Origin of the sequence: Salinisphaera sp. C84B14, from assembly GCF_040361435.1 — a bacterium.
Classification (GTDB): Bacteria; Pseudomonadota; Gammaproteobacteria; order Nevskiales; family Salinisphaeraceae; genus Salinisphaera.
Genome location: NZ_APNL01000001.1, coordinates 173,831 through 198,193 on the forward strand (window position 1 = coordinate 173,831; position 24,363 = coordinate 198,193).

At 64.3% G+C, this 24,363-nt stretch carries 21 protein-coding genes and 1 tRNA gene; 19 read left to right on the top strand and 3 right to left on the bottom strand.

What is annotated here, in order from left to right:
* The 8 genes from panC (at position 1) to C84B14_RS00820 (ending at position 8,896) form a co-directional block, all read left to right on the top strand.
* Positions 1-849, top strand: a complete 849-nt coding sequence (gene panC / locus C84B14_RS00785; protein ID WP_353221453.1) for a pantoate--beta-alanine ligase — start codon at positions 1-3, stop codon at positions 847-849.
* A gap of 66 nt (positions 850-915) precedes the next feature.
* A complete protein-coding gene (panD, locus tag C84B14_RS00790) occupies positions 916-1,296 on the top strand; it encodes an aspartate 1-decarboxylase (RefSeq protein WP_293627088.1) in 381 nt (126 codons plus the stop codon).
* A 32-nt stretch (positions 1,297-1,328) separates the two neighbouring features.
* Complete coding sequence (gene pgi, locus C84B14_RS00795) at positions 1,329-2,951, top strand: glucose-6-phosphate isomerase (protein ID WP_353221454.1); 1,623 nt, start codon at positions 1,329-1,331, stop codon at positions 2,949-2,951.
* Between the two features lie 56 nt (positions 2,952-3,007).
* Complete coding sequence (locus C84B14_RS00800) at positions 3,008-4,513, top strand: NAD(P)H-hydrate dehydratase (RefSeq protein WP_353221455.1); 1,506 nt, start codon at positions 3,008-3,010, stop codon at positions 4,511-4,513.
* A complete protein-coding gene (gene tsaE, locus C84B14_RS00805) occupies positions 4,510-4,974 on the top strand; it encodes a tRNA (adenosine(37)-N6)-threonylcarbamoyltransferase complex ATPase subunit type 1 TsaE (protein ID WP_353221456.1) in 465 nt (154 codons plus the stop codon). The genes C84B14_RS00800 and tsaE overlap by 4 nt, the downstream gene beginning before the upstream one ends.
* A 139-nt stretch (positions 4,975-5,113) precedes the next feature.
* Positions 5,114-6,559 (top strand): N-acetylmuramoyl-L-alanine amidase, encoded by a 1,446-nt coding sequence (locus tag C84B14_RS00810; protein WP_353221457.1) that lies wholly within the window; start codon positions 5,114-5,116, stop codon positions 6,557-6,559.
* 409 nt (positions 6,560-6,968) lie between these two features.
* Entirely contained in the window at positions 6,969-7,793 is an 825-nt protein-coding gene (locus C84B14_RS00815) for a TSUP family transporter (RefSeq protein ID WP_353221458.1), read from the top strand.
* Complete coding sequence (locus tag C84B14_RS00820) at positions 7,790-8,896, top strand: NAD(P)/FAD-dependent oxidoreductase (protein WP_353221459.1); 1,107 nt, start codon at positions 7,790-7,792, stop codon at positions 8,894-8,896. Before C84B14_RS00815 ends, C84B14_RS00820 begins: the two co-directional genes overlap by 4 nt.
* Positions 8,897-8,998: 102 nt before the next feature.
* On the opposite strand, the gene C84B14_RS00825 is transcribed toward C84B14_RS00820, so the two are convergent.
* Both C84B14_RS00825 and C84B14_RS00830 read right to left on the bottom strand, forming a co-directional pair.
* Entirely contained in the window at positions 8,999-10,465 is a 1,467-nt protein-coding gene (locus C84B14_RS00825) for a catalase (RefSeq protein ID WP_348766731.1), read from the bottom strand.
* A gap of 48 nt (positions 10,466-10,513) precedes the next feature.
* Positions 10,514-10,975 (bottom strand): Fur family transcriptional regulator, encoded by a 462-nt coding sequence (locus C84B14_RS00830; protein WP_353221460.1) that lies wholly within the window; start codon positions 10,973-10,975, stop codon positions 10,514-10,516.
* A 191-nt stretch (positions 10,976-11,166) separates the two neighbouring features.
* On the opposite strand from C84B14_RS00830, the gene mutL reads away from it, so the two are divergent.
* The 9 genes from mutL to C84B14_RS00875 all read left to right on the top strand — a co-directional run bounded on the left by mutL (position 11,167) and on the right by C84B14_RS00875 (position 20,930).
* The gene (mutL, locus tag C84B14_RS00835) at positions 11,167-12,993 is read left to right on the top strand and encodes a DNA mismatch repair endonuclease MutL (protein WP_353221461.1); all 1,827 of its coding nucleotides are present in this window, start codon (positions 11,167-11,169) and stop codon (positions 12,991-12,993) included.
* 2 nt (positions 12,994-12,995) lie between these two features.
* Positions 12,996-13,964: a tRNA (adenosine(37)-N6)-dimethylallyltransferase MiaA gene (miaA, locus tag C84B14_RS00840; protein WP_353221462.1), complete on the top strand. Its 969-nt coding sequence runs from the start codon at positions 12,996-12,998 to the stop codon at positions 13,962-13,964.
* A 49-nt stretch (positions 13,965-14,013) separates the two neighbouring features.
* Complete coding sequence (gene hfq, locus C84B14_RS00845; protein ID WP_348766727.1) at positions 14,014-14,277, top strand: RNA chaperone Hfq; 264 nt, start codon at positions 14,014-14,016, stop codon at positions 14,275-14,277.
* Positions 14,278-14,300: 23 nt separating this feature from the next.
* Positions 14,301-15,653: a ribosome rescue GTPase HflX gene (hflX, locus tag C84B14_RS00850; RefSeq protein WP_353221463.1), complete on the top strand. Its 1,353-nt coding sequence runs from the start codon at positions 14,301-14,303 to the stop codon at positions 15,651-15,653.
* A 326-nt stretch (positions 15,654-15,979) separates the two neighbouring features.
* Positions 15,980-17,335 (top strand): protease modulator HflK, encoded by a 1,356-nt coding sequence (gene hflK, locus C84B14_RS00855; protein ID WP_353221464.1) that lies wholly within the window; start codon positions 15,980-15,982, stop codon positions 17,333-17,335.
* Positions 17,332-18,213, top strand: coding sequence for a protease modulator HflC (gene hflC, locus C84B14_RS00860; RefSeq protein WP_348766724.1), 882 nt, complete (start codon positions 17,332-17,334; stop codon positions 18,211-18,213). The genes hflK and hflC overlap by 4 nt, the downstream gene beginning before the upstream one ends.
* Before the next feature lie 7 nt (positions 18,214-18,220).
* Positions 18,221-18,406 carry a DUF2065 domain-containing protein gene (locus C84B14_RS00865; RefSeq protein WP_348766723.1) on the top strand — a complete coding sequence of 62 codons (186 nt, stop codon included), beginning with the start codon at positions 18,221-18,223 and terminating at the stop codon, positions 18,404-18,406.
* 20 nt (positions 18,407-18,426) lie between these two features.
* Positions 18,427-19,632, top strand: a complete 1,206-nt coding sequence (locus tag C84B14_RS00870; protein ID WP_353221465.1) for an ATP phosphoribosyltransferase regulatory subunit — start codon at positions 18,427-18,429, stop codon at positions 19,630-19,632.
* A 2-nt stretch (positions 19,633-19,634) separates the two neighbouring features.
* Positions 19,635-20,930, top strand: a complete 1,296-nt coding sequence (locus C84B14_RS00875) for an adenylosuccinate synthase (RefSeq protein ID WP_353221466.1) — start codon at positions 19,635-19,637, stop codon at positions 20,928-20,930.
* A gap of 182 nt (positions 20,931-21,112) precedes the next feature.
* On the opposite strand, the gene C84B14_RS00880 is transcribed toward C84B14_RS00875, so the two are convergent.
* Positions 21,113-21,199 (bottom strand) — tRNA-Leu (locus C84B14_RS00880).
* Between the two features lie 111 nt (positions 21,200-21,310).
* Here C84B14_RS00880 and rnr point away from each other — a divergent pair.
* Together rnr and C84B14_RS00890 are read left to right on the top strand one after the other, a co-directional pair.
* A complete protein-coding gene (rnr, locus tag C84B14_RS00885) occupies positions 21,311-23,602 on the top strand; it encodes a ribonuclease R (RefSeq protein ID WP_348766720.1) in 2,292 nt (763 codons plus the stop codon).
* On the top strand, positions 23,602-24,321 hold the full coding sequence (locus C84B14_RS00890) for a YiaD family glycine zipper/OmpA-like lipoprotein (protein ID WP_348766719.1): 720 nt from the start codon (positions 23,602-23,604) through the stop codon (positions 24,319-24,321). Before rnr ends, C84B14_RS00890 begins: the two co-directional genes overlap by 1 nt.
* Positions 24,322-24,363: the final 42 nt, after the last annotated feature.

Sequence of the window (24,363 nt, forward strand, 5' to 3'; positions counted from 1 at the left end):
ATGCAACGACTCGACACGGCGCAACAGCTGCGCGCATGGCGCGCCGAGGCCAGCGGGAACGTGGGCCTCGTACCCACCATGGGCAACCTGCACGCAGGTCATCTGGCCCTGGTGGCCGCGGCCCGCGCACGTTGCAAACGCGTGGTGGTGAGTATTTTCGTCAACCCGCTGCAGTTCGGCCCGAACGAGGATCTCGACAGCTATCCGCGTACGCTCGATGCCGACCTGCAGGCGCTAGAGCAGGCCGGTGCAGACGCGGTCTTCGCTCCGGCGGTGGAGCAGATGTACCCGCACGGCGGCACGACAGCGACCACGGTTCGGGTTGAAGGCATTACCGACATGCTCTGTGGCAGCCGCCGGCCCGGGCATTTCGAAGGGGTGGCCACGGTGGTCACCAAACTGTTGAACCTGGTGGACCCGGACGAGGCGTTTTTCGGCGAGAAGGATTTTCAGCAGCTGGCGGTCATTCGTCGGTTGGTGGCGGATCTGTGCATGCAGGTCGATATCGTCGGCGTGCCGACGGTGCGCGAAGCCGATGGGCTGGCGCTGTCGTCGCGCAATCAGTACCTGCAGGCCGACGAGCGCAAGCGCGCACCGGCATTGGCCGCCGCGCTCGCCGATTGCAGGGCGCGTCTGAGCGAAGGCGAGCGGGACTTCGTCGCGCTGGAGGCCCGGGGGCGCGCCATGATCGACGCCGCAGGCCTTAAAACCGATTATTTCGAAATACGTTCGCCTGAACTCACCGCACCGCGTGCCGATATGAAGGCATTCCGCGTGCTGGCTGCGGCCTTTCTTGGCCGTGCCCGCCTGATCGACAACATGGCGGTCGAGCCCGCGCCCGGACAGTAGTCGAGCGCACTTTTTTTCGTTACGCTTTAGTCATATTCTTCCCGTTTCGGATCTCAGGAGACAGTCATGCAAGTGACGCTTCTCAAAGCAAAACTTCATCGTGCCTGCACGACGCACGCCGAGCTTGATTATGAAGGCTCCTGCGCGATCGATTCCGACCTGCTCGATGCAGCCGGGATTTTTCCGTATGAACAGATCGAGATCTACAACGTCACCAATGGTGAGCGTTTCTCGACCTATGCGATCAGCGCGGAATCCGGCTCGCGGGTGATTTCGGTCAACGGTGCGGCCGCGCACAAGGCCTCGCCGGGCGATCGACTGATCATCTGTGCCTATGCACGCATGCCGGAAGGCGAAGCGAGGGCACACAAGCCGCGCCTGATCTATCTCGACGAGAGCAATCAGGTCACGCACACGCGCAACGCGATCCCGGTACAGGCGGCGTAAGCCGGACGGACCCGCCGGGGTCGACAGCGCAGGTGGACGATATTCGCGATCTGCCGGCCTGGCGCGAGCTGGGTCGACTCGCTGCACAGCTGCGGTCTACGCGGGTGGACGCGATGTTCGATCGCGATCCGCGCCGGGCAGAGCGCTTTACGCTGTCTGCGGCCGGCATCGCGCTCGACTTCTCCAAGCAGCGCGTGGATTGCTCGGTTATGGCGGCGCTGGGCCAGCTTGCCCAGAGTCGCGGGTTCTATCCGCTTCGAGACGCCCTGTTCAGCGGCGAGCCGATCAATACCAGCGAAGAGCGGGCCGCCTGGCATATCGCATTGCGTCGCCCGGCCGACGCGCCGCTGTACGACGAGGTGCATGCGGTACGCGAGGACATGGCGGCGTTCGTCGACGATCTGCGCAGCGGTCGTTGGACAGGGCATACGGGCGAGCCGATTCGCGATATCGTCAATATCGGCATTGGCGGGTCCGATCTCGGCCCGCGCATGGTCTACGAGGCATTGGCGGTGCCGGAGCAGCGTATCCGTTGTCATTTCGTCGCCAACGTCGACCCGGCCGATCTGGACGACACGCTTGCCGAACTGCAGGCCGAACGCACGCTGTTCATCGTTACCTCCAAATCCTTTACCACGGCAGAGACACTGGCCAACGCGCGTGTGGCCCGACAATGGCTGCTCGACAAGGGCGCCGGCGAAGCCGATATCGCCCGGCATTTCGTGGCCGTATCCACCAACGCCGAGGCCGTGCAGGCGTTCGGTATCGATCGCATGTTCGGCTTCTGGGACTGGGTCGGCGGTCGGTTTTCGCTGTGGTCGGCGGTCGGGTTATCGATCGCGGCGGGGCTGGGCATGGCGGCATTCGAGGCCTTGCTGGCCGGCGCTCACGCCATGGACGCGCATTTTCGCGAAGCGCCGCTGGACGAGAATCTGCCGGCCGCGCTCGGGATGATCGGGGTCTGGAACAACAACTTTCTGGGTCTGCCGAGCCATATCGTCGTGCCTTATGCGCAGCGACTGGCTGCGTTGCCGGCTTATCTGCAGCAGCTGGAGATGGAAAGTAACGGCAAGTCGGTCACGCGCGCGGGCGAACCGGCCGTTGTGAACACGGTGCCGGCGGTCTGGGGCAGCGTGGGTACCAATGCCCAGCACGCCTTCTTCCAGATGCTGCATCAGGGCGAACTGGCGGCCGACATCGATTTCGTACTGCCGCTGTCGCCGCCCGCCGATGCGCACGACCCACGCGAACGCCAGCGCGTGGCTAACTGCCTGGCCCAGGCCGAAGCACTGATGTGCGGTCGCGACCCGGACGCGTTGGTCGACGAACTCACCCAGCAGGGGCTACAGGGGGGCGCGCTCGAACGGCGTCTGGCCGCCCGTCGCTTCGATGGCAACCGCCCCAGCTCCATGATTGTCATGGATCGGCTCGATGCCCATCACCTGGGCGCGCTGCTGGCCGCCTATGAACACAAGGTGTTCGTGCAAGGGCTCATCTGGGGTATCAACAGCTTCGATCAGTGGGGCGTGGAGCTGGGCAAGACCATGGCCGAGCGGCTTGTCGACGAACTCGACGGCCACGGCGAGGTGGGTCAGCACGACGCCTCGACCCAGGCACTGCTTGCACGCGTGCGCCGCAGCTGGGATCGGGACTGACCCGATCCGGGCGGCCACTGTCGTCGGCAGCACGGTCGTAGCGCTAGAATGCACGCATGACCGAATCCAGCGAATATCTTCCCGAAGTCGTCTATAACGCAGAGCAGGTGGCCGCGCTCGATCGCCGATTCATCGAAACATTCGACGTCGACGGTTTTGAACTCATGCAGCGTGCGGCGCGCGCAGCGTACGCGGAGCTGGCCCACATCTGGGCCATGCCGGGCACCATGGTCGTGTACTGCGGGCCGGGCAACAACGGCGCCGACGGATTGCTTGTGGCCGATCTGGCCCGACAGGGCGGCTGGGCGGTGCATGTCGTAAGCCTCGCCGGTACCGAAAAATACACCGGCGATGCGGCGAAAGCGCTGTCGCGCTATATGGAAAACGGCGGCACCGTCGAAGCCTTCGATAACCGCCCGGTCGAAGCCGACCTGGTAGTGGACGCGCTGCTCGGAACCGGCCTCAATCGCGATGTCGAAGGCGATTTCGCTGCCGCGATCGAGTCCATCAACCAAGCCGGCGACGCCGGTATCGGCGTGTTCGCGGTAGATATCGCTTCCGGTATCGATGCGAGCACGGGCCACGTATGGGCGCATGCAGTACGCGCGGATGCGACCGCCACGTTTATTGGGCTCAAGCTGGGCATGCTCACCGGCGAAGGCCCCGCGCACTGCGGCGATATTGCGTTCAGCGCATTGGATGCGCCGGATGCACTCTATGCCGACCAAACCTATACCGCGCGCCGACTGACCCACCGCCGGCTGCGCAAGGCGCTGCGCCCGCGTTCGCGCAACCAGCACAAGGGCGATAACGGCCATGTGCTCTGCGTGGGCGGCAATCGCGGCATGGGCGGCTCGATTCGCATGACGGCAGAAGCGGCGCTGCGTGCCGGCGCGGGGCTGGTGAGCGTGGTCTGTCATGGCGACCACGCAGGCGCGATGAGCCAGGCGCGCCCGGAGCTGATGTGTCTCGGCGTCGATGCCCAGGCGTCGATCGCCGGCTTGATCGACGCCTGCGATGTCATCGCGGTTGGCCCGGGCCTGGGCAGCGACGACTGGGCCGACAACCTCTGGCGACAGGTCATGGCGGCCGACAAGCCGCGGGTGGTCGATGCCGACGCGCTGAATCGCCTGGCGCGCGAGCCGCAGCAAAGCGACAACTGGATTCTTACCCCGCATCCGGGCGAGGCCGGGCGGCTGCTGGAGTGGCCGACGCCAGACGTGCTCGACCATCGCGTGGATGCGGTCCGGGGGCTGCGCTCGCGCTACGGCGGCGTGGCGGTACTCAAGGGGGCCGGTAGCCTGATTGCCACCCCGGAAGAACTCTGGCTTTGTACCGACGGCAATCCCGGCATGGCGGTTGGCGGCATGGGCGATCTGTTGACCGGCGTGATCGCGTCACTCGCCGGCCAGGGGCTGAATCTCGGTGCCGCGGCGAGCCTGGGCGTGTATGTGCATGCGCGAGCCGGGGATGCCGCCGCCGGTGAAGCCGGCCAGCGCGGTCTTGTGCCCAGCGATTTGTTTGCTGCCATACGCCGCTTCGTCAATCCCGGGCGTCCATGATCCGACTGGCCGATCCGCAGGCCACGGATGCCCTGGGTGCGCAGCTGGCCGAGGCGTTGCGTGGCCTGGAGCAGGGCCTGGTCGTGTCCCTGACCGGCGAGCTGGGTGCCGGCAAGACCGCTTTGACGCGGGCGACGCTACGGGGTCTGGGCCATGCCGGGCGGGTGGTATCGCCCAGCTATACGCTCGTCGAGCCCTATGCGCTGGACACCCGCACCCTGTTCCATATGGATCTCTATCGTCTGGCTGATCCGGAAGAACTGGAATTTCTAGGCATTCGCGAGGTCAACACCGCGCGTGACTGGATATTTGTCGAGTGGGCAGAGCGGGGCGTCGGATTCCTGCCGCCCGTGGATATCGATATCGGCTTGGAATACGACGGCAACGCGCGCTGTGCGCACTTCCAGGCGTATACCGAAACAGGCGCCGGGCTTTTGGCACGGCTTGGCATCGCTAGATAGCCTCGTGCTTTCAAGTGGATAGGAAGGTAAAAGCGCCTATTGGCTGTTTTGATTGATAAAAAATAGTTGCGCGTGAGAAACGCCGGGGCTAGTCTCGCAATCGGGGAATAATATTCACGATGGTCTAGGCAGCGAATCTATGCGCGCGAGCATCCAATGGCTTGTTTTCGGGCTCCTGGTGGGTCTGAGTACATTGGCCGTGGCGAAACCCGCCACGCTGCAGGATGTCCGGTTATGGACATCTTCGGACAAGACGCGGGTAGTCTTTGACCTGGGTGGTCCCACGAACCCCGATCTGTTCATGATCGACAACCCGCTGCGGCTGGTCGTTGACCTGCCCGATGCGCGCGTGCTCAACAGCGTCAGCGGCAATATCGATGGCAGCGGGCTGGTCAAGCGCGTACGCACCGGCGTACGGCACGGCACCGATCTGCGCGTCGTACTCGATCTCGACGGTCAGGTGTCCCCGAAAAGCTTCATGCTCGACCCCGACGGCGATCACGGCTATCGGCTGGTAGTCGATCTCAAGCCCAAGGGCGCCAAGGCATCGTCCATGCTGGTCGCCGACCGCCAACCGGCCGGTGGCGCAGATATGGACAGCAACAGTTCGGCCAAGGCAACGGCCAATGCGCTGGCGCAGGTGTCCGAGCCGCCCAGCCAGCAGCCGGCGCCCAAACGTGTCGCGCGAACCCCGGAACGGCCGTCGCGGGACATCGTGATCGTGATCGACGCCGGTCACGGCGGCAAGGATCCCGGCGCACACGGGCGCGGCGGCACAAACGAAAAGGACGTGGTGCTTCAGATCGCGCGGCGGCTGAAAGCCATGGTCGACGAGCAGCCCAATATGCGCGGCGTACTCACCCGCGACGGAGACTATTACATCGGCCTGCGCGAGCGGATGGTGCGCGCGCGCAAGGCCAAGGCGGATCTGTTCATCTCCATTCATGCCGATGCGGCGCCGCGCGGCGCGCGTGCCACCGGTGCATCGGTTTATGCGTTGTCCCACCACGGCGCCACCAGCGAACATGCACGCTGGCTCGCCCGCCGCGAGAACGCTTCGGATCTGGTGGGCGGCGTCAGCCTCAAGGACAAGGACGATAGTCTGGCCTCGTTCATGCTGGATCTGTCGCAAAGCGCCAGTATCGAAGCCAGCATGGATGCGGGCGGCCGTGTACTCGGCGAGCTCAACGGGCTCGGCCCGCTGCACAAGGCGAAAGTTCAGCAGGCAGGCTTCATGGTACTGAAGTCGCCGGATATCCCCTCATTCCTGGTGGAAACCGCGTTCATCTCGACGCCCGAAGAAGAGCGCAAGCTCAAGACGGCGACTTATCAGCGCCAGCTGGCCGGTGCGATGCTGCGCGGTATCAAAGGCTATTTCGCCAGTTATCGGCCGGCAACGTTCATCGCCAAGGGTCAGGTGCATACCGTGCGCTCGGGCGAAACGCTGTCGGAAATCGCTCAGGACTACGGCGTGAGCCTGGCCAGTTTGCGTAGCGCGAACGACCTGCAAGGCAATACGATTCGCGTAGGCGCCGAATTGCAGATTCCGGCGCCCGGTAGCCAACAGGTCGCGGACCTGCGCTAAGCCTTCGCAGGGCGCGGCGCGCGCGGCCGCGCCCGGCGCGCCCCTATTGTCCGGCACCTCGGACAGCCGCAGGGCAAGCGCTTAGCGCTAGTCGCGGGTATGCGGCAGGCCTTGGCCGTGTTATCAACACGCTCGGAAATAGATCGTCAGCAGCTGATTTTTCCGGGTTGATAACGCGCGTATGCGAACACACCTGCGCCACGGCCGAGGGTCGTGAAACCATGGGAAGAAACGGCCGGCACGTACCGGCGTTTATTTTGCGATAGCGTGAAAACGGCTGACGCCGTCAGCTGTTTTCGTGCCGGATTAATAACGGCGACGTGGGTGACTCCCTGGATTACACTCAAAGGGCGTGGCGCTTGCCGCGCCCGATTCATGCGGCATGCAGTGCCGCAAAGAGAGGCGGCAGGTGGTACTTCTACTGGGTATTGCGGCAGGGCTGGCATACGGTTTGACCGCGTTCGCGGGCGCGTTTCTTGCGGTGCCTTTGCTCGTTCTGTTCGCCGACGTCGATTATCATCGGGCGCTGCCGATCGCGCTCTTCGCGCTGGGTATCTGTGCCGCCATCGCTGCGGGTGACGCGGTACGGGCGCGCCAGTGCGACGTTCAGCTCAGCGCCTGGCTGATGGCCGGCTCTTTACCGACGATGCTGATTCTCGGGGCGTTGGCACAGCGGCTCTCGGAGCCTGTGCTCGGGACGATTTTTCTGATTGCGTCGCTCGTGTTCGGCCCGTTGCTTTTGTTGACGCTGCGTGCCTATGCAAACCGAATGGCGCCGCCCCCGGCTGCGTTGCTGGACGCACCGCGCCGCAGCTTTACCGACGCCACCACGGTGGTCCACCGCAGTACTGCCGACAAGGTCGGCGTGCTGTTCGCCGGCGTCGGCTGCGGCGCGCTGGCCGCCCTGGCGGCGGCACCCGGCGCGCTGCTGGGGTGGCGCATTCTGGAACGCCGCCTGGCGGGCCAGCCGCATCTTTCGGTCGGCACGCTGGCGCTGGCCAGCGCCGTGCTTGCCACCCTGGCCGCCGGCTGGCAGTTCCTGTTCGTTGCCGATGTGCCGGGCTATACCGCCGGTCTTTATGTGCTGGGTACCACCGCCGGCATGGGCATCGCGCGGCGCGCGCATAAATGGCTGCCGCAGGCGCCGACCCATCGCGCGCTGGGTTGCCTGGTTGTGATCGCCGCGCTGGCGCTCTGGGTGGTGGTCGTACGCGGCGCGACGGCTTCGACATGAAGTCGCTGGTGCTCGTGGGCGCCGGCCATGCGCATATGGGCCTGTTGTTGCAGGCCGATCGCTTGCACAAGGCGGGTTTCGAAATCACGCTGATCGACCCGGGCAGCTTCTGGTATGGCGGCGCCACGACCCGAGTTGCGGCCGGCCAGCTGTCACGGGCGGCGCTGAAGTTGCCGCTGCGCGGTTTCTGTCGTGAGCGCGCGGTGCGTTATCGCGCCGATCGTGCCCTGGGTGTGGACACGCGCCACCGTCGGCTGTGGCTTGCCAGCGGCGACATGCTGTCGTTCGACACCTTGTCGCTGGATGTCGGGCTGGAGTGCGCGCTGCCGGTGGCAGCCGGCAGCCATGCGCCGCCAATGCTCTGGTCTGCGGTCGATATGAGCGCCTTGCTCCAGCTGGCGGACACGCTCGCCCAGGAAGGTCGGGGTGGCGTGCGCCGGCGCGTGGCGGTTGTCGGTGACGGGCCACGCGCGCTTGAAGTGATCGCCGGGCTTGGCCGTCATGCAGCGGCATCGTCGCTGTTAATTAGCTGGTATGTACCCGAAACACGTCTGCTGGCCGACGCGCCCCTTGGGCTGGAGCGCCGCCTGCGGCGACGGTTGATCGAAAGCGGCGTCGAAATCGTGGCGCAGACCTCGATCGTGGAAAAAGTCGACGGTGCGATCTGCAGTCATGACGGACGTCGTTTTACCGCCGATCACGTGGTGATGGCCAGCCCCGCGCCCGCGGCCCGTTTCGTGCATGCCGGGCGCCTGCCGGCACAGTCTGAAGGGCTGTACGTGACTCGCCGGCTGCAGTCGCCTGCCGATGCGCGGGTCTATGCCGCCGGCGGCTGTGCCAGCGTGCTCGGAGCCGCGGGGGCTTACATTGAGAGCGACCGTCAGGCTCGGGTTCTGGCGCATAACATCGAAGCAGGGGCGCGCCGCCGGCCGTTCAAGAGCGTAAGTGCGCGGGGCGGGGCGACCACGGTCGATTTGGGCGGTGGTTCGGCCGCCACCTGGCATGGGCGGCTGTGGTGGCAGGGCCGTATGCCGGCGCGAGGACGAGCCCGGGCGCAGGCCCAATGGCTGGCGCTGGTCGAACGCTACGCGCCGGGTCGTTGAACCAGCACGCCTAGCGGGGCCACACCTTAGCGCCCATGAAAAAGGCGGCGCATCGTTGGATGCGCCGCCTTCGTTGTGGCCGTCGCTGTTACGACGGGTCGATCAGGCCGACTTCAGGTTTTCCCGAACCGCTTTTTCGATGCGCTCGCCGATGTTGGCATCGACGTTACGCCAGTACTCGAACGCACGCTCGAGCACGTCTTCGCCCACGCCGTCGGAGAGATGGCCGGCGGCGTTGTGGACCAGGCGTTCACGTTCTTCGTCGTTCATCACCTTGTTGACGAGATCGTTGGCCTGGTTGAAGTCGCCGTCATCCTTGCGCAGCGTGTAGGCCGCGCGAACCATGGCGCCGTCGGCTTCCCAGACGTTGTTCGCCGGGTAGGCGTTCGGGTTGGCATGGGCACCGCCCTTGGTGTTGGGCACGTAGACCGGATCGCTCACGTTGCGCATGCGCATGGCGCCGCCCTTGGTGTAGCTGTTGACCGGCGATTTCGGCTCGTTGACCGGAATCTGCTTGTAGTTCACGCCCAAACGAGCCCGGTGTGCGTCGGCATAGGAGATGGTCCGGGCCAGCAGCATCTTGTCGGGCGAGACACCGGTGCCGGGCACCATGTTGTTGGGCTCGAATGCTGCCTGTTCGATTTCGGTATGGAAATCGGTCGGGTTGCGGTCGAGCTTCATGCGGCCGACCGTATGCAGCGGGTAGTCCTCGTGCGGCCAGACCTTGGTCAGGTCGAACGGGTTGATGCGATAGGTCTTGGCATCTTCATAGGGCATGATCTGAACCTGCAGGGTCCAGGTCGGGTATTCGCCGCGTTCGATCGCCTCGAACAGGTCGCGACGATGATAGTCGGCGTCCGAGCCGGCCATCTGGTCGGCCTGTTCCTGGGTCAGGCATTTGATGCCCTGGTCGGTCTTGAAGTGATACTTCACCCAGAAGCGCTCGCCGGCGTCGTTGACCCACATGTAGGTATGGCTGGAATAGCCGTTCATGTGGCGCCAGGTGGCGGGCACGCCGCGATCACCCATCAGCCAGGTGACCTGATGCGCGGATTCCGGCGACTGGGTCCAGAAGTCCCACTGCATGTCGTGGTCGCGCAGGCCGTTGTCGGCACGGCGCTTCTGCGAGTGGATGAAGTGCTGGAACTTCATCGGGTCGCGCACGAAGAACACGGGGGTGTTGTTGCCCACCATGTCGAAGTTGCCTTCGTCGGTATAGAACTTCAGCGCGAAGCCACGCGGATCACGCCAGGTGTCCGGGCTGCCGGATTCGCCGGCCACCGTCGAAAAGCGGGCAACCATCGGGGTGGTCGCGCCTTTCTGCAGGAACTTGGCCTTGGTGTACTTGGAGACGTCCTCGGTGACTTCGAACTGTCCGAAGGCGCCGCCGCCTTTTGCATGCGGCTGGCGGTCCGGAATCATCTCCCGGTTGAAGGCCGCCATCTGTTCCATCAGGAAATGATCGTGCATGACGATCGGGCCGTCAGCGCCAACCGTCAGCGAATGCTCATCGCTCGGATACGGTTCGCCGCCGGCGGTGGTATGCGTTTTGTTTATTTCGTCCGTCAAGGTTTTACCCTCCTGGTGGTGGTTCAAGCGGCCCTTGGGCCGCAGGTCTTATTGTCTCGAGTGATCATCCTCGGGGGCGTTGGTGGCCGCCGTACGGCATGCGCCACAAATACCCCAGTACATGACTTCGGCTTCGTCGACTTCGAAACCGTGATCGTGATCGGGGTTCAGGCAAGGCCGGGCGCCCACCGCACAGTCCACATCCTCGATACGGCCGCAGCGTCGACAAACCAGATGATGATGGTTGTCGCCGGTGCGCCGCTCGAACCGGGCTGGATGCCCGGCCGGTTTGATCTGCTGGACCAGATCGGCTTCCAGGCAGGCCTTGAGGACGTCGTAGACGGCCTGTTTCGAAATCGAGCCAAGCCGTTGGCGGATACCGTCATGTACGTGCTCGACCGTGGCGTGCGGATTGTCCGCCAGCCATTCGAGCACGGCATGACGCGCCGCGGTGACCCGCATTCCGCGGGCACGCAGCTGGTCGGCTATAGGTGTCACTTCTCGACTCATGGCAAGCGCATGCTCACCGATAAACTTTAACGAGTCAAGTTTACGATGCCATACAGTAAAGGCGTCGCGGCTCGAGCCAGCCGGTGTCGTTTCAGTCGGGTCGTATCGCGTGCTGTAACTGCGAGTTTGGCTTTGCGATCCGCGTGAACTTGGCCGACACTATGTCGCTGCCCAGCCTTTCATGCAGCGCCATGTCGATCCGCCGCCTCGATGACCAGTTGATCAGCCAGATCGCCGCCGGCGAGGTGGTCGAGCGCCCGGCATCGATCGTCAAGGAGCTCATGGAGAACAGCCTCGATGCGGGGGCGGGCTGGATTCATGTGACCATCGAACACGGCGGACTGCGCCGGATCGTGGTGGCCGACGATGGCCTGGGTATCGAATGCGACGACCTGGCGCTGGCCGTCGCGCGTCATGCCACCAGCAAGATCGACAGCCTCGACGCGCTCGAGTCGGTGGCAAGCCTCGGTTTTCGCGGCGAGGCGCTGGCGAGTATTGCATCGGTTTCGCAGCTCACGCTGACATCCCGAGCAGCCGATGCCGACCGTGCCTATGCGATCAGTCCGGCCAGCAGCGATACCCCGCGCCCGGCGGCGCTCGACCGCGGCACGCGTGTAGAAGTACGCGAACTGTTCGCGCGTATCCCGGCACGGCGCAAGTTCCTGCGCGCGCCGGCGACGGAGTTCGCCCATATCCGCAAGGCCTTCAATCAGCTCGCACTGTCGCGTTTCGATATCGGTTTCGTGCTGCATCACGACGGCACCGAGGTCGCTCGTGTCGCGCCGGCCCACGATGCCGATGCCATGCAGCAGCGCGTGGATACTCTGATTGGCGGCGCCTTCGGCGACCATGCCGTAGCCGTCGACGAGCAGGCTGCCGGCATGCGGCTGTGCGGCTGGATCGCCACCCCCGGCTTCTCGCGCGGGCAGGCCGATCGTCAGTACAGCTACGTCAACCATCGCCCGATTCGCGACAAGGTATTCAACCACGGTGTGCGCCTGGCCTATCGCGACCTGCTGCACAACCAGCGCCATCCGGCCTATGTGCTCTACCTCATGGTGGATCCGCGTCAGGTGGACGTGAACGCGCATCCGGCCAAGGCCGAGGTGCGCTTTCGCGAATCACGGCTGGTGCACGATTTCGTATTTCGCAGCGTGGGTCGCGCCCTGGCCGCGGTCGAGGCGAAGCCGCATGCCGCACGCGAGGTAGAGCTGCCGGTCAACGCGGCTGCGCCGGCGGCCGGGCAGACGCCGGCATCCGCGCCGGTGCCGCTTCAGCACAGCTTTGATACGCGCCCGCACATGCAGGGCTCTGCGGGCGTGGCCCAGAGCCGCGCCGCCTATGCGTTCCAGATGCCCACGGCGCCGCCGAAACCGGCATCCACGCCGGCCGAATCGGTGCCGGCGCGCGCCCAGGCGCACAACGAGGCCATACCGCCGCTGGGCTATGCGCTGGCCCAGTTGCACGATATTTATATTCTGGCCCAGAACCGGGAAGGGCTGGTGCTCGTCGATATGCATGCCGCGCACGAACGCGTGCTCTACGAGCAGCTCAAGCAGGAGTACTCGGCCGGGCGAATACAGTCCAAGTCGCTGCTCGTGCCGGAAACGCTGTCGATATCCGAACAGGAAGCGGCCGCGATCGAAACCCATGCCGAAGCGCTGGCGGCGGTGGGCCTGGAAATCACCCGCGCCGGGCCCACCAGCGGACTGCTCCGGGAAGTGCCGGCACTGCTGGCCAATGAAGACTACGTGGCCCTGGCCTACGACATGGTCGGCGAGCTGGGCGAAGGGCTGCGCGGGCCCCAGGGGGTGCGTGATCGCATCGACGATGTGCTGGCGGATATGGGCTGCAAGGCCGCAGTCAAGGCGGGGCGCCGTCTCACGCTCGACGAGATGAACGCGCTGTTGCGGGATATGGAGCACACTGACCGTGCCGGGCACTGCAATCACGGCCGGCCCAGCTGGGTGCAGGTCGATATGGCCGGTCTCGATCGGCTGTTCATGCGCGGCAAGTGACGATGAGCGCGCGCAAACCGGGCGTGGTCTTTCTGCTCGGGCCCACCGCATCCGGCAAGACCGGGCTGGCCGTGGAACTGGTCGAGCGGCTCGATGCCGAGATCGTCTCGGTGGACTCGGCGATGGTCTATTGCGGCATGGATATTGGCACGGCCAAGCCGGACGCCGAGACGCTCGCGCGGGCGCCGCATGCGCTTATCGATATTCGTGATCCGGCGCAGCCGTATTCCGCGGCCGATTTTCGTGCCGATGCGATCGCCGAGATCGAGCGCATTCATGCCGCCGGCCGCCTGCCGCTGCTCACCGGCGGCACCTCGCTATATTTTCGCGCACTGGAAGACGGGCTCAGCGATATGCCGTCTCGGGATGAGGCCCTGCGCGCGCGGCTGACCGCCGAGGCCGAGCGTGATGGCTGGCACGCACTGCACGAACGTCTGCGGGCCATCGACCCGGACAGCGGCCGGCGTATTCATCGCAATGATGCCCAGCGTATCCAGCGCGCACTGGAAATTCACGAGCTTACCGGTCTGGCGCCGAGCGTGCTGCACGCCCGCGACCGAGATCGCCGGAACGCCAGCGCATTACCGTGGTCTATCTGCAAGATCGCGGTCGCGCCGGCCCGACGCCAGACCCTGCACGAACGTATCGCGCAGCGGTTTCGCTCGATGTTGGCACAGGGATTGTATGCCGAGGTTGAAAAGCTGTACGCCCGGCCCGATCTAAGCCTCGAATTGCCGTCCATGCGGGCGGTGGGTTACCGCCAGCTCTGGCAGGTGATGGACGGCGACATGACGCTTGACGAAGGTATCGAGAAAGCCGTGTTTGCATCCCGTCAGCTGGCCAAGCGGCAATTGACCTGGCTGCGCTCGCTGGACGACGTGAATTGGCTGGATAGCGAAGAAAAAAATATTGAAAATCAGGCGCTAACAAAAATCAAGAACGCCCGGCTTCGGACCGGCGCCGTGCTATAGTCAAGCAACAAAAAATTTTATACCCCCGCACTTTTCGGAGTCTGAACCCATGGCAAAAGGCCAAACACTACAAGAACCATTCCTCAATGCCTTGCGCAAGGAGCGCGTGCCGGTGTCCATATATCTGGTCAACGGCATCAAGCTTCAGGGTCAGATCGAGTCGTTCGATCAATTCGTCGTGCTCCTGCGCAACGCGGTCAACCAGATGGTCTATAAACACGCTATTTCCACGATCGTGCCATCGCGCAACGTGCGCTCGGAAATGCACGAGGAAATGGGCCACAGCAGCGACGAGGTCGACGGCAATTCCTGATTCAGACCGCATGAGCAGCCGGCATGTTTGAGCGACCGCCCACCGGCCAGTCGGCGGTAATCGTGCATCTCGCGTTCGGCCTCGATGAATATGACGAGGCCGATCGCGAGTTTCACGAGCTGGTTACCTCTGCCGGTGGCGAGGTGCTTGCCCATGTCGGCGGCAGCCGGCGTACGCCCGATCCGCGCTATTTCGTTGGCGGTGGCAAGGTCGACGAGATTGCCGAACTCGTGGTCGAACACGGCGCCGAACTGGTGGTGTTCAACCACGATCTTTCCCCCAGCCAGGAACGCAACCTCGAAAAACGCCTGAACGCGCGCGTTCTCGATCGCGCCGGGCTGATTCTGGATATCTTCGCCGCACGTGCGCGCTCGCACGAAGGCAAGCTGCAGGTCGAACTGGCGCAGCTACAGCATCTGGCCACACGGCTGGTACGCGGCTGGTCGCATCTCGAGCGCCAGAAAGGCGGCATCGGGCTGCGCGGGCCCGGTGAAACCCAGCTCGAAACCGACCGGCGCCTGCTCAACGAACGCATCAAGATGTTGCGTCAGCGGCTGGAGAAGGTAAGCGCACGACGCGAGCAGGGTCGTTCGGCGCGACGGCGCGCGCGAACGCCGATCGTATCGCTGGTGGGCTATACCAATGCCGGCAAGTCGACGTTGTTCAATCGTCTGACCGGCGAGGATATTTACGCCGCCGATCAGCTGTTCGCCACCCTCGACCCGACGCTGCGCCGCATGGACGTGCCGGTGGGCGAGCCTTTGATCGTGGCCGATACGGTGGGCTTCATTCGCGATCTGCCGCATGAGCTGGTGGCTGCATTCAAGGCCACCCTGGAGGAAACCCGCGAAGCGGACGTGCTGCTGCACGTGATCGACGCGGCCGACGTGGAGCGGCGGGCACATGCGCGCGAAGTCAACAACGTCCTCGCCGAGATCGGCGCGGGCGAAGTCGCTCAGATCGAGGTGCTCAACAAGGTGGATCTCATCGAGGGCGAATCCCCGCGTATCGAAACCGATGCCCACGGGCGCCCGTTGCGGGTATGGCTGTCGGCCGCGAGCGGCGACGGTGTCGACGAACTCAGGGCGGTGCTGTCCGATTTCTGCAACCCGGACATGATCGCTGGCGTGCTGCGCGTGCCGGCTGCGAACGGGCGCCTGCGCTCGGCGCTGTTCGAACTGGGTGTGGTGGATGAAGAAAGCTACGACGACGACGGCGCGAGCCGGCTCAACGTCACCGCCTCGCAGGGTGATCTGGAGCGCATCGTCGCCCAGGCCGGGCTGGCGTTTGACGACGTGCTTGTCGAGCGCCGCGCGGCGCGTATTGCCGGGTCCGGTGTGGCATCTTCGGCAGCGCCATCCACGTACACTCCGTGAATAGCCCCGGTCGGGCGGTATAGCCGTTATCGCTGTATCCGCCAGTCGCGTTCGACAGGGGTACAGGGGGTCGATAGAATCGCGCTTTCGCGCCATGTCGGCGACCAATCCCCGTTCCAGTCGCGTGCCGAGACGCTGCGGTTGTGTGCGTGACGGCAATGTAGAGGAAACAACAGATTTGCTCATGGCAAATGAACGATCGATAGCGGGATCGCCCCGACGGGCGGCCCGGGCAGGCTCTGCGCACGCGCTACGTATGCGGGCTGGATTTGCTAGCGGCCTTTGCAACTGCGTGTATCAAACCACACAAACCGGAGCGTCCTGATATGGCCTGGAACGAGCCCGGCAAGGGCCAGGACCCCTGGGGGGGCGGCAACAAGAACAACGGCAGCGGTCCACCCGATCTGGATCAGCTCTGGCGCAAGTTTCGTGCGCGCATGTCCGGCAACAAGGGCGGCAGCGGCGGCCACGATAGCGGTGGCGGCGCGGGCGGCCCGAGCCCCGCGATTCTGCTGTTCATCGTGCCGATCGCGCTGGTGATCTGGCTGGCCACGGGTCTGTATGTGGTCCAGCCCGGCGAGAAGGGCGTGGTGCTGCGTTTCGGCGACTACACCGAGACCCAGGGGCCGGGTTGGCACTGGCGTATTCCTTATCCGGTCGACCGGGTTTACAAGGTGGATACGCAACAGGTGCGTCGCGCCAACAACCGCTCGGTGATGCTCACCAAGGACGAGAATATCGTCGAGGTCGAGGTGGCCGTTCAGTATCGTATTTCGGACGCCATGAACTATCTGTTCCAGCTGCGTGAGCCCGATGCCACGGTGGAACAGGTGCTGCGGTCGGCGGTACGAGAGATCGTGGGTACCAGCCGGATGAATCAGGTGATTCAGGAAGGCGTGCAGGTCGAGGAGCTCGAGGACCGGGCCCTGGAAAACGTCGACCTCAAGGAAGGCTCGGGCTTGCCGGCCGAAAAGGACGCGCTGCAGGGCGTTGACGACAAGCTGGTCGACGAGATCAAGGCGCAGCAGGAAAGCTACCCCGAGATTACCGACCGTTCGCGTGCAGCGCTGCCCGAGAACGTGCGCAAGATCGTTCAGAGCACGTTGTCGAGCTACGACGCGGGCGTCGACGTCGTCGCGATCAACGTGCAGTATTCCCAGCCGCCGGAGCAGGTGCAGGGTGCCTTCGAGGAGGCGATCAAGGCGCGCGAAGAAGAAGAGCGCAAGAAGAACATCGCGCGTGCCTATGCCCGGGATATCGTAGCCCGGGCCCAGGGTGAGAAAGCACGGATCCTGCTCGATGCGCGCGGCTATCGCGAGCAGAAGACGGCGCGGGCCAAGGGTGAAGCGCAGCGCTTTACCGATCTTCTCGCCCAGTACGAAAAGGCGCCCGAGGTCACCCGCGAGCGTCTGTATCTGGAAACCATGGGCGACGTGCTGGCCAACGCAAACCTGATTCTGGCCGAGCAGGGCGGCAATGGCCCCATGATGTACCTGCCGTTGGAAAAGATGCTCAACGACTCGCGTCGTAACAAACAGACCGAAGCAGCCGCCAACGATGGCATGAACGCCGGTCAGGACAGCGACAACAGCGCCGGTACGTCCGATAGCGGCTCGAACGACACATCGTCGTCGAGCAGCCGTTCGGTCGACAGTCTCCGCAGCCGGGATCGCAACTCATGAGCCCCAAGCATATCTTCGCGATTATCGTCGTCGTCATCATCGGCTATCTCGCGCTCGATTCGGCCTTCATCGTCGATGAACGCGAGCGCGTGGTCGTGGTTCAGCTCGGTGAGATCGTCGGCCAGAACTATGAGCCGGGTCTGCACTTCAAGAAGCCGATCGTTCAGAGCGTGCATTCCTTTGACCGACGCGTCATGACCTTCACCGAGGAAATCGAGCGCGTACTGACGTCGGAGAACAAGAACCTGGCGGTCGATTTCTACGTGAAATGGCGTATCAACGACACGGTCGACTATTACCTTTCGACCCAGGGTCAGGAGCAGCGTACGCGTGACCTGCTGACCGAAATTGTCGAAAACGACCTGCTGGCCGAATTTTCCAAGCGCACGATTCGTCAGGCAGTCGGCGACGATCGCAACGAGATCGTGGCCGCCGTTCAGGTGCAGGCCAATCAGGATGCCAAGCAGCTGGGCGTTGAGATCGAGGACGTGCGCATCATGCGGCTCGACCTGCCCGAAGAGGTCAGCGAGTCGGTCTACGAACGCATGCGCTCCGAGCGTCAGGAAGTCATCCGCACGCTGCGTGCGCAGGGCGACGCGGCCGCTCAGGAAATTCGTTCGGACGCCGAGCGTGAACGCACCATCATCCTGGCCGATGCCTATAGCCAGGGGCAGGTGATTCGCGGTGAGGGCGATGCCCGCGCGGCCGAGCTGTATGCCAATGCCTATCAGGCCAATCCGACGTTCTACAGTTTCTATCGCAGCCTGCAGCTGTATCGCGAATCGCTGGGTAGCGACGACCTGATGCTGCTGCGTCCGGACGGCGAACTGTTCCGCTACTTCAACCCGAGCGCGTCGAACGCCGGATCGAACCCGTAGCGGCCGCATGTGGGCGGATATCCTGCGCGCGCTGGCGCTCGTGCTGGTGATCGAGGGGCTGATGCCCTTCCTTGCACCCGAGCGCTGGCGTGAGATGATGCTGCGGCTGTCGGATGTCGACAGCCGCAGTCTGCGTATTTTCGGGGCCGTGCTCATCGGTGTGGGCGCCGTGCTGCTGCAATTAATTCATTGACTTAAAGACGTCGGAACGCGATGCAATCCAACCGCTGGCTTCTGCCCGAGGGCGTACAGGAAATGGTGCCGCCGGAGTCGTGGCGCCTTGAGTCTGCCCGCCGGCAACTGCTCGATCTTTACTGGCGCTGGGGCTACGACCTCATCCGCCCACCGCTGATCGAGTACCTCGATTCGCTGCTGACCGGCGCCGGTCACGAGCTCGACCTGCAAACGTTCAAGCTCACCGATCAGCTCAACGGCCGCATGATGGGCGTGCGATCGGATATGACCACCCAGGCCACGCGGATCGATGCCCATCGCCTGGCAGCCACCGGGCCGGCCCGCTACTGCTATATCGGTAGCGTGCTGCGCACGCGCCCGGAAGAACCGGGCGGTTCCCGTCAGCCCCTGCAGGTCGGCGCCGAGAAATTTGGCGATGCGCATATCGACAGCGATCTGGAAATCGTGTCCTTGATGCTCGAAACGCTCGACGTTATGGGCATCGACGAGGCCTGCCTCGATCTAGGCCACGTGGCGATCTATCGCCGCCTGGTGGCCCATGCCCAGATGCCCGCCGACCTCGAGCCGCAGCTTTTCGACGTTATCCAGCGCAAATCGCGCCCGGATCTCGATGCGCTGGCGGCATCGGGGCGGCTGGATGCACAGAGCCATGCCCACTTCACGCACTTAATCGAACTCAACGGCGCGCCGAGCGTGCTCGACGACGCGCGCGGCGCGTTGGCCGGTATCGATCCCGGAATCGACAGCGCGCTCGACCGGCTCGAGGAAATGGTTGGCCTGCTGGCGACCCATTACCCACAGGTGCCTCTGTTTCTCGACCTGGCCGAATTGCGCGGTTATCGGTACAAGACCGGCCTGCTGTATGCGGCCTTCGCGCCTGGCCTGGGCCGCGAGCTTGCACGGGGCGGGCGCTACGACAACGTTGGCGCCGCGTTCGGGCGGCCGCGACCGGCGACCGGCTTTTCAGCGGACCTCAACCTGCTGGCCGCGCTCGGTCGTTTCGACGGCGCAGCGCAGGGCGGCGCGATCCATGCGCCGGCCGGTAGCGATCCGGAGCTGCTGGCCTGTGTGCGACGCCTGCGTGCCGCCGGCGAGCGCGTCATCGTGGCCACGCCCGATACGGGTGAGGCGATCGATAGCAGCTGTGATCGGATACTCGAATATATCGACGGCCGCTGGGACGTGCGGCCGCTGGCTTCTACGACCCACTCGAGCAAGGATTAGTCATGGGCAAACGCGTCATCGTCATCGGCAGCCAGTGGGGCGACGAAGGCAAGGGCAAGATCGTCGATCTGCTCACCGACCGCACCCGCCATGTCGTACGCTTTCAGGGCGGCCATAACGCCGGCCACACCCTGGTGATCGGCGGCGAGAAGACGGTGCTGCATCTCATTCCGTCGGGCATTCTGCACGACGGCGTGACCTGCCATATCGGTAACGGCGTGGTGCTCTCGCCCGAAGCGCTGATCGAGGAGATGGCCATGCTCGAAGCACGGGGTGTGCCGGTACGCAGCCGTCTGCGCATCAGCCCGGCCTGTCCGTTGATCCTGCCCAGCCATATTGCCCTCGACAAGGCACGTGAAGCCGCGCGCGGCAAGACCGCGATCGGCACCACCGGCCGCGGTATCGGCCCGGCCTACGAAGACAAGGTCGCACGACGCGCGATTCGCGTGGGCGATCTGTTCCGGCGCGAAATGCTCGCCTCCAAGCTGGGCGAGGCGCTGGATTTCCACAACTTCGTGCTCAAGAATTATTTCAACGTCGCGCCGATCGATTTCCAGTCCACGCTCGACGACTGCCTGCGCTTCGCCGATGAAATGGCGCCGATGGTTGGCGACGTGGCCGAGCTGCTGCGCCAGGCGTATGTGGCCGACGAATCGATCCTGTTCGAAGGCGCACAGGGTGCGCTGCTTGACGTCGACCATGGCACCTATCCCTATGTAACGTCGTCCAACACCACCGCCGGCGGTGCGGCCACCGGCACTGGCGTGGGCCCGCTGTATTTCGACTATGTGATGGGTGTGGTCAAGGCCTACACCACGCGCGTGGGCTCGGGCCCGTTCCCGACCGAGCTCGACGATGCCAACGGTCGCCATCTGGCCTCCAAGGGCGCCGAGTTCGGGGCCACCACCGGGCGCGCGCGCCGCTGTGGCTGGTTCGATGCCGTGGGCCTGCGCCGGGCGGCGTTCAACAACAGCCTGTCCGGGCTGTGCATCACCAAGCTCGACGTACTCGACGGCCTGGATGCCATCCAGCTGTGTACCGGCTATCGCTGCGACGACCAGATCATCACGGTGCCGCCGCTGGGCGCGGATGCGCTCTCGCGCTGCGAGCCCGTCTATGAAGAAATGCCGGGGTGGAAGGAATCCACCGTGGGCGTACGCGAATACGATCAGCTGCCCGAAGCCGCGCGCAACTATCTCGATCGCCTGACCGAAATCGTGGGTACGCCGATCGATGTAGTTTCCACCGGCCCGGATCGTGCCGACACCATCGTGTTGCGCGATCCCTTCGCTGCTTAGAACAGCCTCGATGCTACGGTCGTATTGACGGCCGTGGCGTCGACTTCGTCGCATCGCCGCCCGGCTGTTGGCAGGGGCGGCCGTGCGCAACAAGCGCGCATAAAAAAAGCCGCGCTGATCAGCGCGGCTTTTTCATGGATTCCCGACTGGCTGGCGCCTTTCGGGAATCGTCAATTCGAGCTTGGTGCCCAGGAGAGGACTTGAACCTCCACGACCGTTAGGTCACTAGCACCTGAAGCTAGCGCGTCTACCAATTCCGCCACCTGGGCTCGAAGAGCGCGCAATTTAGCGATTGCCCCGGCGCTTGTCAATCACTGTAAGCAATTGTTGCTTGTGCATGCGTGTAGTTGCGGTATCGTGCGCGGATATGGAGCAAAATCTTGAATAAAAAAACGAGCGGTGGCGCCGACTGGCGCGATCGCGATCCGCAGTTTAAAGACGAAAAAGGCAGCTACGCCGAACCGGTGCCAAGCCGACAGCTGGTGCTGGACGACCTGGCCGAGGCCGGTCGCCCCATGACCTGGGCCGAGCTCACCGAGCTGTATGCGCTGACCGACAAGGCCGCCGAAGCATTTGAGCATCGCCTGCGCGCGATGCTGCGCGACGGGCAGTTGCTGGAAAACCGGCGCGGCGCGCTGGGCCCGCTCGACAAGATGGACCTGGTGCGCGGACGCGTGCAGGGCCATCGCGACGGCTTTGGCTTTCTAATCCCCGACGACGGCGAGCAGGACGACGTCTTCCTCAATCCGCGCCAGATGCGTCTGCTCATGCACGGCGATCGGGCCGTGGTGCGTATCGTTGGACGCGATCATCGCGGTCGTAGGGAAGGGCGCGTCGCCGAAGTGCTCGAACGCGTCAACGAAAGCGTGGTCGGGCGATTTGTCGAAGAACACGGCGTATGCCACGTGGTCCCCGACAACGCCCGTATCGCCCACGATATTCGCGTGCCCGATGCCGATCGCAACGGCGCCGAGCACAACCAGATGGTGACCGTGCGCATCGTCGAGCCGCCGTCCAAGCGGGTGCAGCCGATCGGCGCGGTTGTCGAGGTGCTGGGCGATCGTATGGCGCCGGGCATGGAGATCGATATCGCCATGCGCTCGCACGGCATTCCCTACGAATGGCCTAGCGAAGCGCTCTCGGAAGCCGAGGTATTCGGCGATGCCGTTGCCGAGGCCGACAAGAAAGGGCGTACCGACCTGCGCGACCTGCCGCTGGTGACCATCGACGGCGCCGACGCGCGCGATTTCGACGATGCGGTCTATGCCCGCAAGACCCCGCGCGGCTGGCGCCTGTGGGTAGCCATCGCCGATGTTTCCACCTACGTCAAGCCGGGCTCGGCCCTCGATGAAGAAGCGCAGCGGCGCGCGACCTCGGTGTATTTTCCCGATCACGTCGTGCCGATGCTGCCGGAGGCGTTGTCGAACGGGCTGTGCTCGCTCAACCCCGACGTCGATCGTCTCGCACTGGTTTGCGAGATGCGCCTGGACAAGCAAGGGCGCATGCGCTCGAGCCGCTTCTATTCGGCGGTGATTCGCTCGCATGCGCGCCTGCTCTACGAACAGGTCGCCGACTGGCTGGAAAACCCCGACAACATGCCGGAGCGCTATCGCGATCTGGCCAAGCCGCTGGCCAATCTGAACGGGCTCTACGAAGCGCTGCTGGCCGAACGGCGCGAGCGCGGCGCGATCGAGTTCGAAACCACCGCCACGCGCATCATCTTCAACGAAGACCGCAAGATCCAGCGCATCGTGCCCACCGAACGCAACGTCGCCCACAAGATCATCGAGGAATGCATGATCGCGGCGAACGTGGCTACGGCCACGCATCTGTCGAAAAAGCGCATGCCCTTGCTCTATCGCGTGCACAGCGGCCCGGCCGCCGATGCCCTCGAGGATCTGCGCGCCTTTCTGGCCGAGCGTGGCCTGTCGCTGCCCGGCGGCAGCGATCCGCAGGCTGCCGACTACGCCACGTTGCTGGCCTCCGTCGCCGATCGCAGCGATGCGCATCTGATCCAGACGGTGATGCTGCGCAGTCTCTCGCGTGCGGTCTATAGCCCGCACAACGATGGCCACTTCGGGCTTGCGCTGGAAAACTACGCCCACTTCACGTCGCCGATCCGGCGGTATCCGGATTTGCTCGCCCATCGTGCGATCAAGCATCTGGAAGCGCGTGGCAAGCCCAAGACCTTCGACTATGACGTCGGTGCCATGGAAAGCCTCGGCACCGTCTGTTCAGAAGCGGAAAAGCGCGCCGACGACGCTACCCGCGACGTCGACGACTGGCTCAAGTGCGAGTACATGAGCGATTCGCTCGGCCAGACGTTCGAAGGCACGGTGACCGGGGTGACGGCGTTCGGCCTGTTCGTCGAGCTCGACGGTATTTATGCCACCGGTCTGGTGCACGTATCGAGTCTGTCGAACGACTATTACCACTTCGACGCCCAGTCGCGCTGCCTGCGCGGCGAACGTTCAGGCGTGGTACACCGATTGGCCGATAAGATGAAGGTCAAGGTCGCGCGCGTCGATCTCGACGAGCGCAAGATCGATTTCGAGCTGGTCGAGCCTGATAGCGCCGCCAGCAAACGCGGCAAGCCGACGCCCAAGCCCAAGGCCGACAAGGGCAAGTCGTCGGGCAGGTCGCGCCGTCAAAACAAGCGAGGTAAACGTTGATGAACCGGTCCACGACCCCCAAGAATTCTGCAATCCTGCTGGTGGCACTGCTGTGCACGGCATTGTTCGTGACTGCCTGCGCGGGTGATCCGAACCGCAAGACCAAGATCGGCGCCGGCGTGGGCGCCGTGCTGGGTGGTATCGCCGGATCCCAGTTGGGCGACAAGTCGGGCACCAACGCTGCCATCGGCGCGGCGGTGGGTGCCCTGGCCGGCGGCGCGTCCGGGCGCTATATGGACAACCAGCAGAAAGAACTCAACGAAAAACTTCAGGCCGAGCAGGCACGTGATGTGCTCAACCTCACCCGCCTGAGCGGCGACGCGCTCAAGATCGGCGTGGCCAGCGATGCCTCGTTTGCGGTGGACAGCGCCACGTTGTCGGGTAACGCGCAGAGCACGTTCAACAAGATCGCCGAAACCCTGAAGAACTACGACAAGACCGCTATTCATGTGGTTGGCCACACGGACAGCACCGGCAGTGACGAGTACAACATGAAGCTCTCGCAGCAGCGTGCCCAGGCCGTCGCCCAGTTCCTGACCAGCCGCGGCGTGGACTCGCAGCGCGTGCTGACCTGGGGCCGTGGCGAGACGCAACCGATTGCGACCAACGACACCGAAGCCGGCCGTGCCGAGAACCGTCGTGTGGATATCGTGATCAAGCCCATCGTGGAAGGTCAGGAATCGCAGGCGTTCGCGGAACCGCCGTATCTGGGGTCGTAAGCGCGAGCCATAGGCAGGTCCAAGTCGTCGAGAAAGCCCGGT

Coding starts and splice junctions, on each gene's coding strand:
- hflK (WP_353221464.1), top strand. CDS start 15,980: ATGGCCTGGAACGAGCCCGGCAAGGGCCAGGACCCCTGGGGGGGCGGC.
- tsaE (WP_353221456.1), top strand. CDS start 4,510: ATGATCCGACTGGCCGATCCGCAGGCCACGGATGCCCTGGGTGCGCAG.
- C84B14_RS00875 (WP_353221466.1), top strand. CDS start 19,635: ATGGGCAAACGCGTCATCGTCATCGGCAGCCAGTGGGGCGACGAAGGC.
- panD (WP_293627088.1), top strand. CDS start 916: ATGCAAGTGACGCTTCTCAAAGCAAAACTTCATCGTGCCTGCACGACG.
- hflX (WP_353221463.1), top strand. CDS start 14,301: ATGTTTGAGCGACCGCCCACCGGCCAGTCGGCGGTAATCGTGCATCTC.
- C84B14_RS00800 (WP_353221455.1), top strand. CDS start 3,008: ATGACCGAATCCAGCGAATATCTTCCCGAAGTCGTCTATAACGCAGAG.
- hfq (WP_348766727.1), top strand. CDS start 14,014: ATGGCAAAAGGCCAAACACTACAAGAACCATTCCTCAATGCCTTGCGC.
- C84B14_RS00810 (WP_353221457.1), top strand. CDS start 5,114: ATGCGCGCGAGCATCCAATGGCTTGTTTTCGGGCTCCTGGTGGGTCTG.
- C84B14_RS00820 (WP_353221459.1), top strand. CDS start 7,790: ATGAAGTCGCTGGTGCTCGTGGGCGCCGGCCATGCGCATATGGGCCTG.
- C84B14_RS00890 (WP_348766719.1), top strand. CDS start 23,602: ATGAACCGGTCCACGACCCCCAAGAATTCTGCAATCCTGCTGGTGGCA.
- C84B14_RS00870 (WP_353221465.1), top strand. CDS start 18,427: ATGCAATCCAACCGCTGGCTTCTGCCCGAGGGCGTACAGGAAATGGTG.
- C84B14_RS00830 (WP_353221460.1), bottom strand. CDS start 10,975: ATGAGTCGAGAAGTGACACCTATAGCCGACCAGCTGCGTGCCCGCGGA.
- panC (WP_353221453.1), top strand. CDS start 1: ATGCAACGACTCGACACGGCGCAACAGCTGCGCGCATGGCGCGCCGAG.
- C84B14_RS00865 (WP_348766723.1), top strand. CDS start 18,221: ATGTGGGCGGATATCCTGCGCGCGCTGGCGCTCGTGCTGGTGATCGAG.
- mutL (WP_353221461.1), top strand. CDS start 11,167: ATGTCGATCCGCCGCCTCGATGACCAGTTGATCAGCCAGATCGCCGCC.
- hflC (WP_348766724.1), top strand. CDS start 17,332: ATGAGCCCCAAGCATATCTTCGCGATTATCGTCGTCGTCATCATCGGC.
- miaA (WP_353221462.1), top strand. CDS start 12,996: ATGAGCGCGCGCAAACCGGGCGTGGTCTTTCTGCTCGGGCCCACCGCA.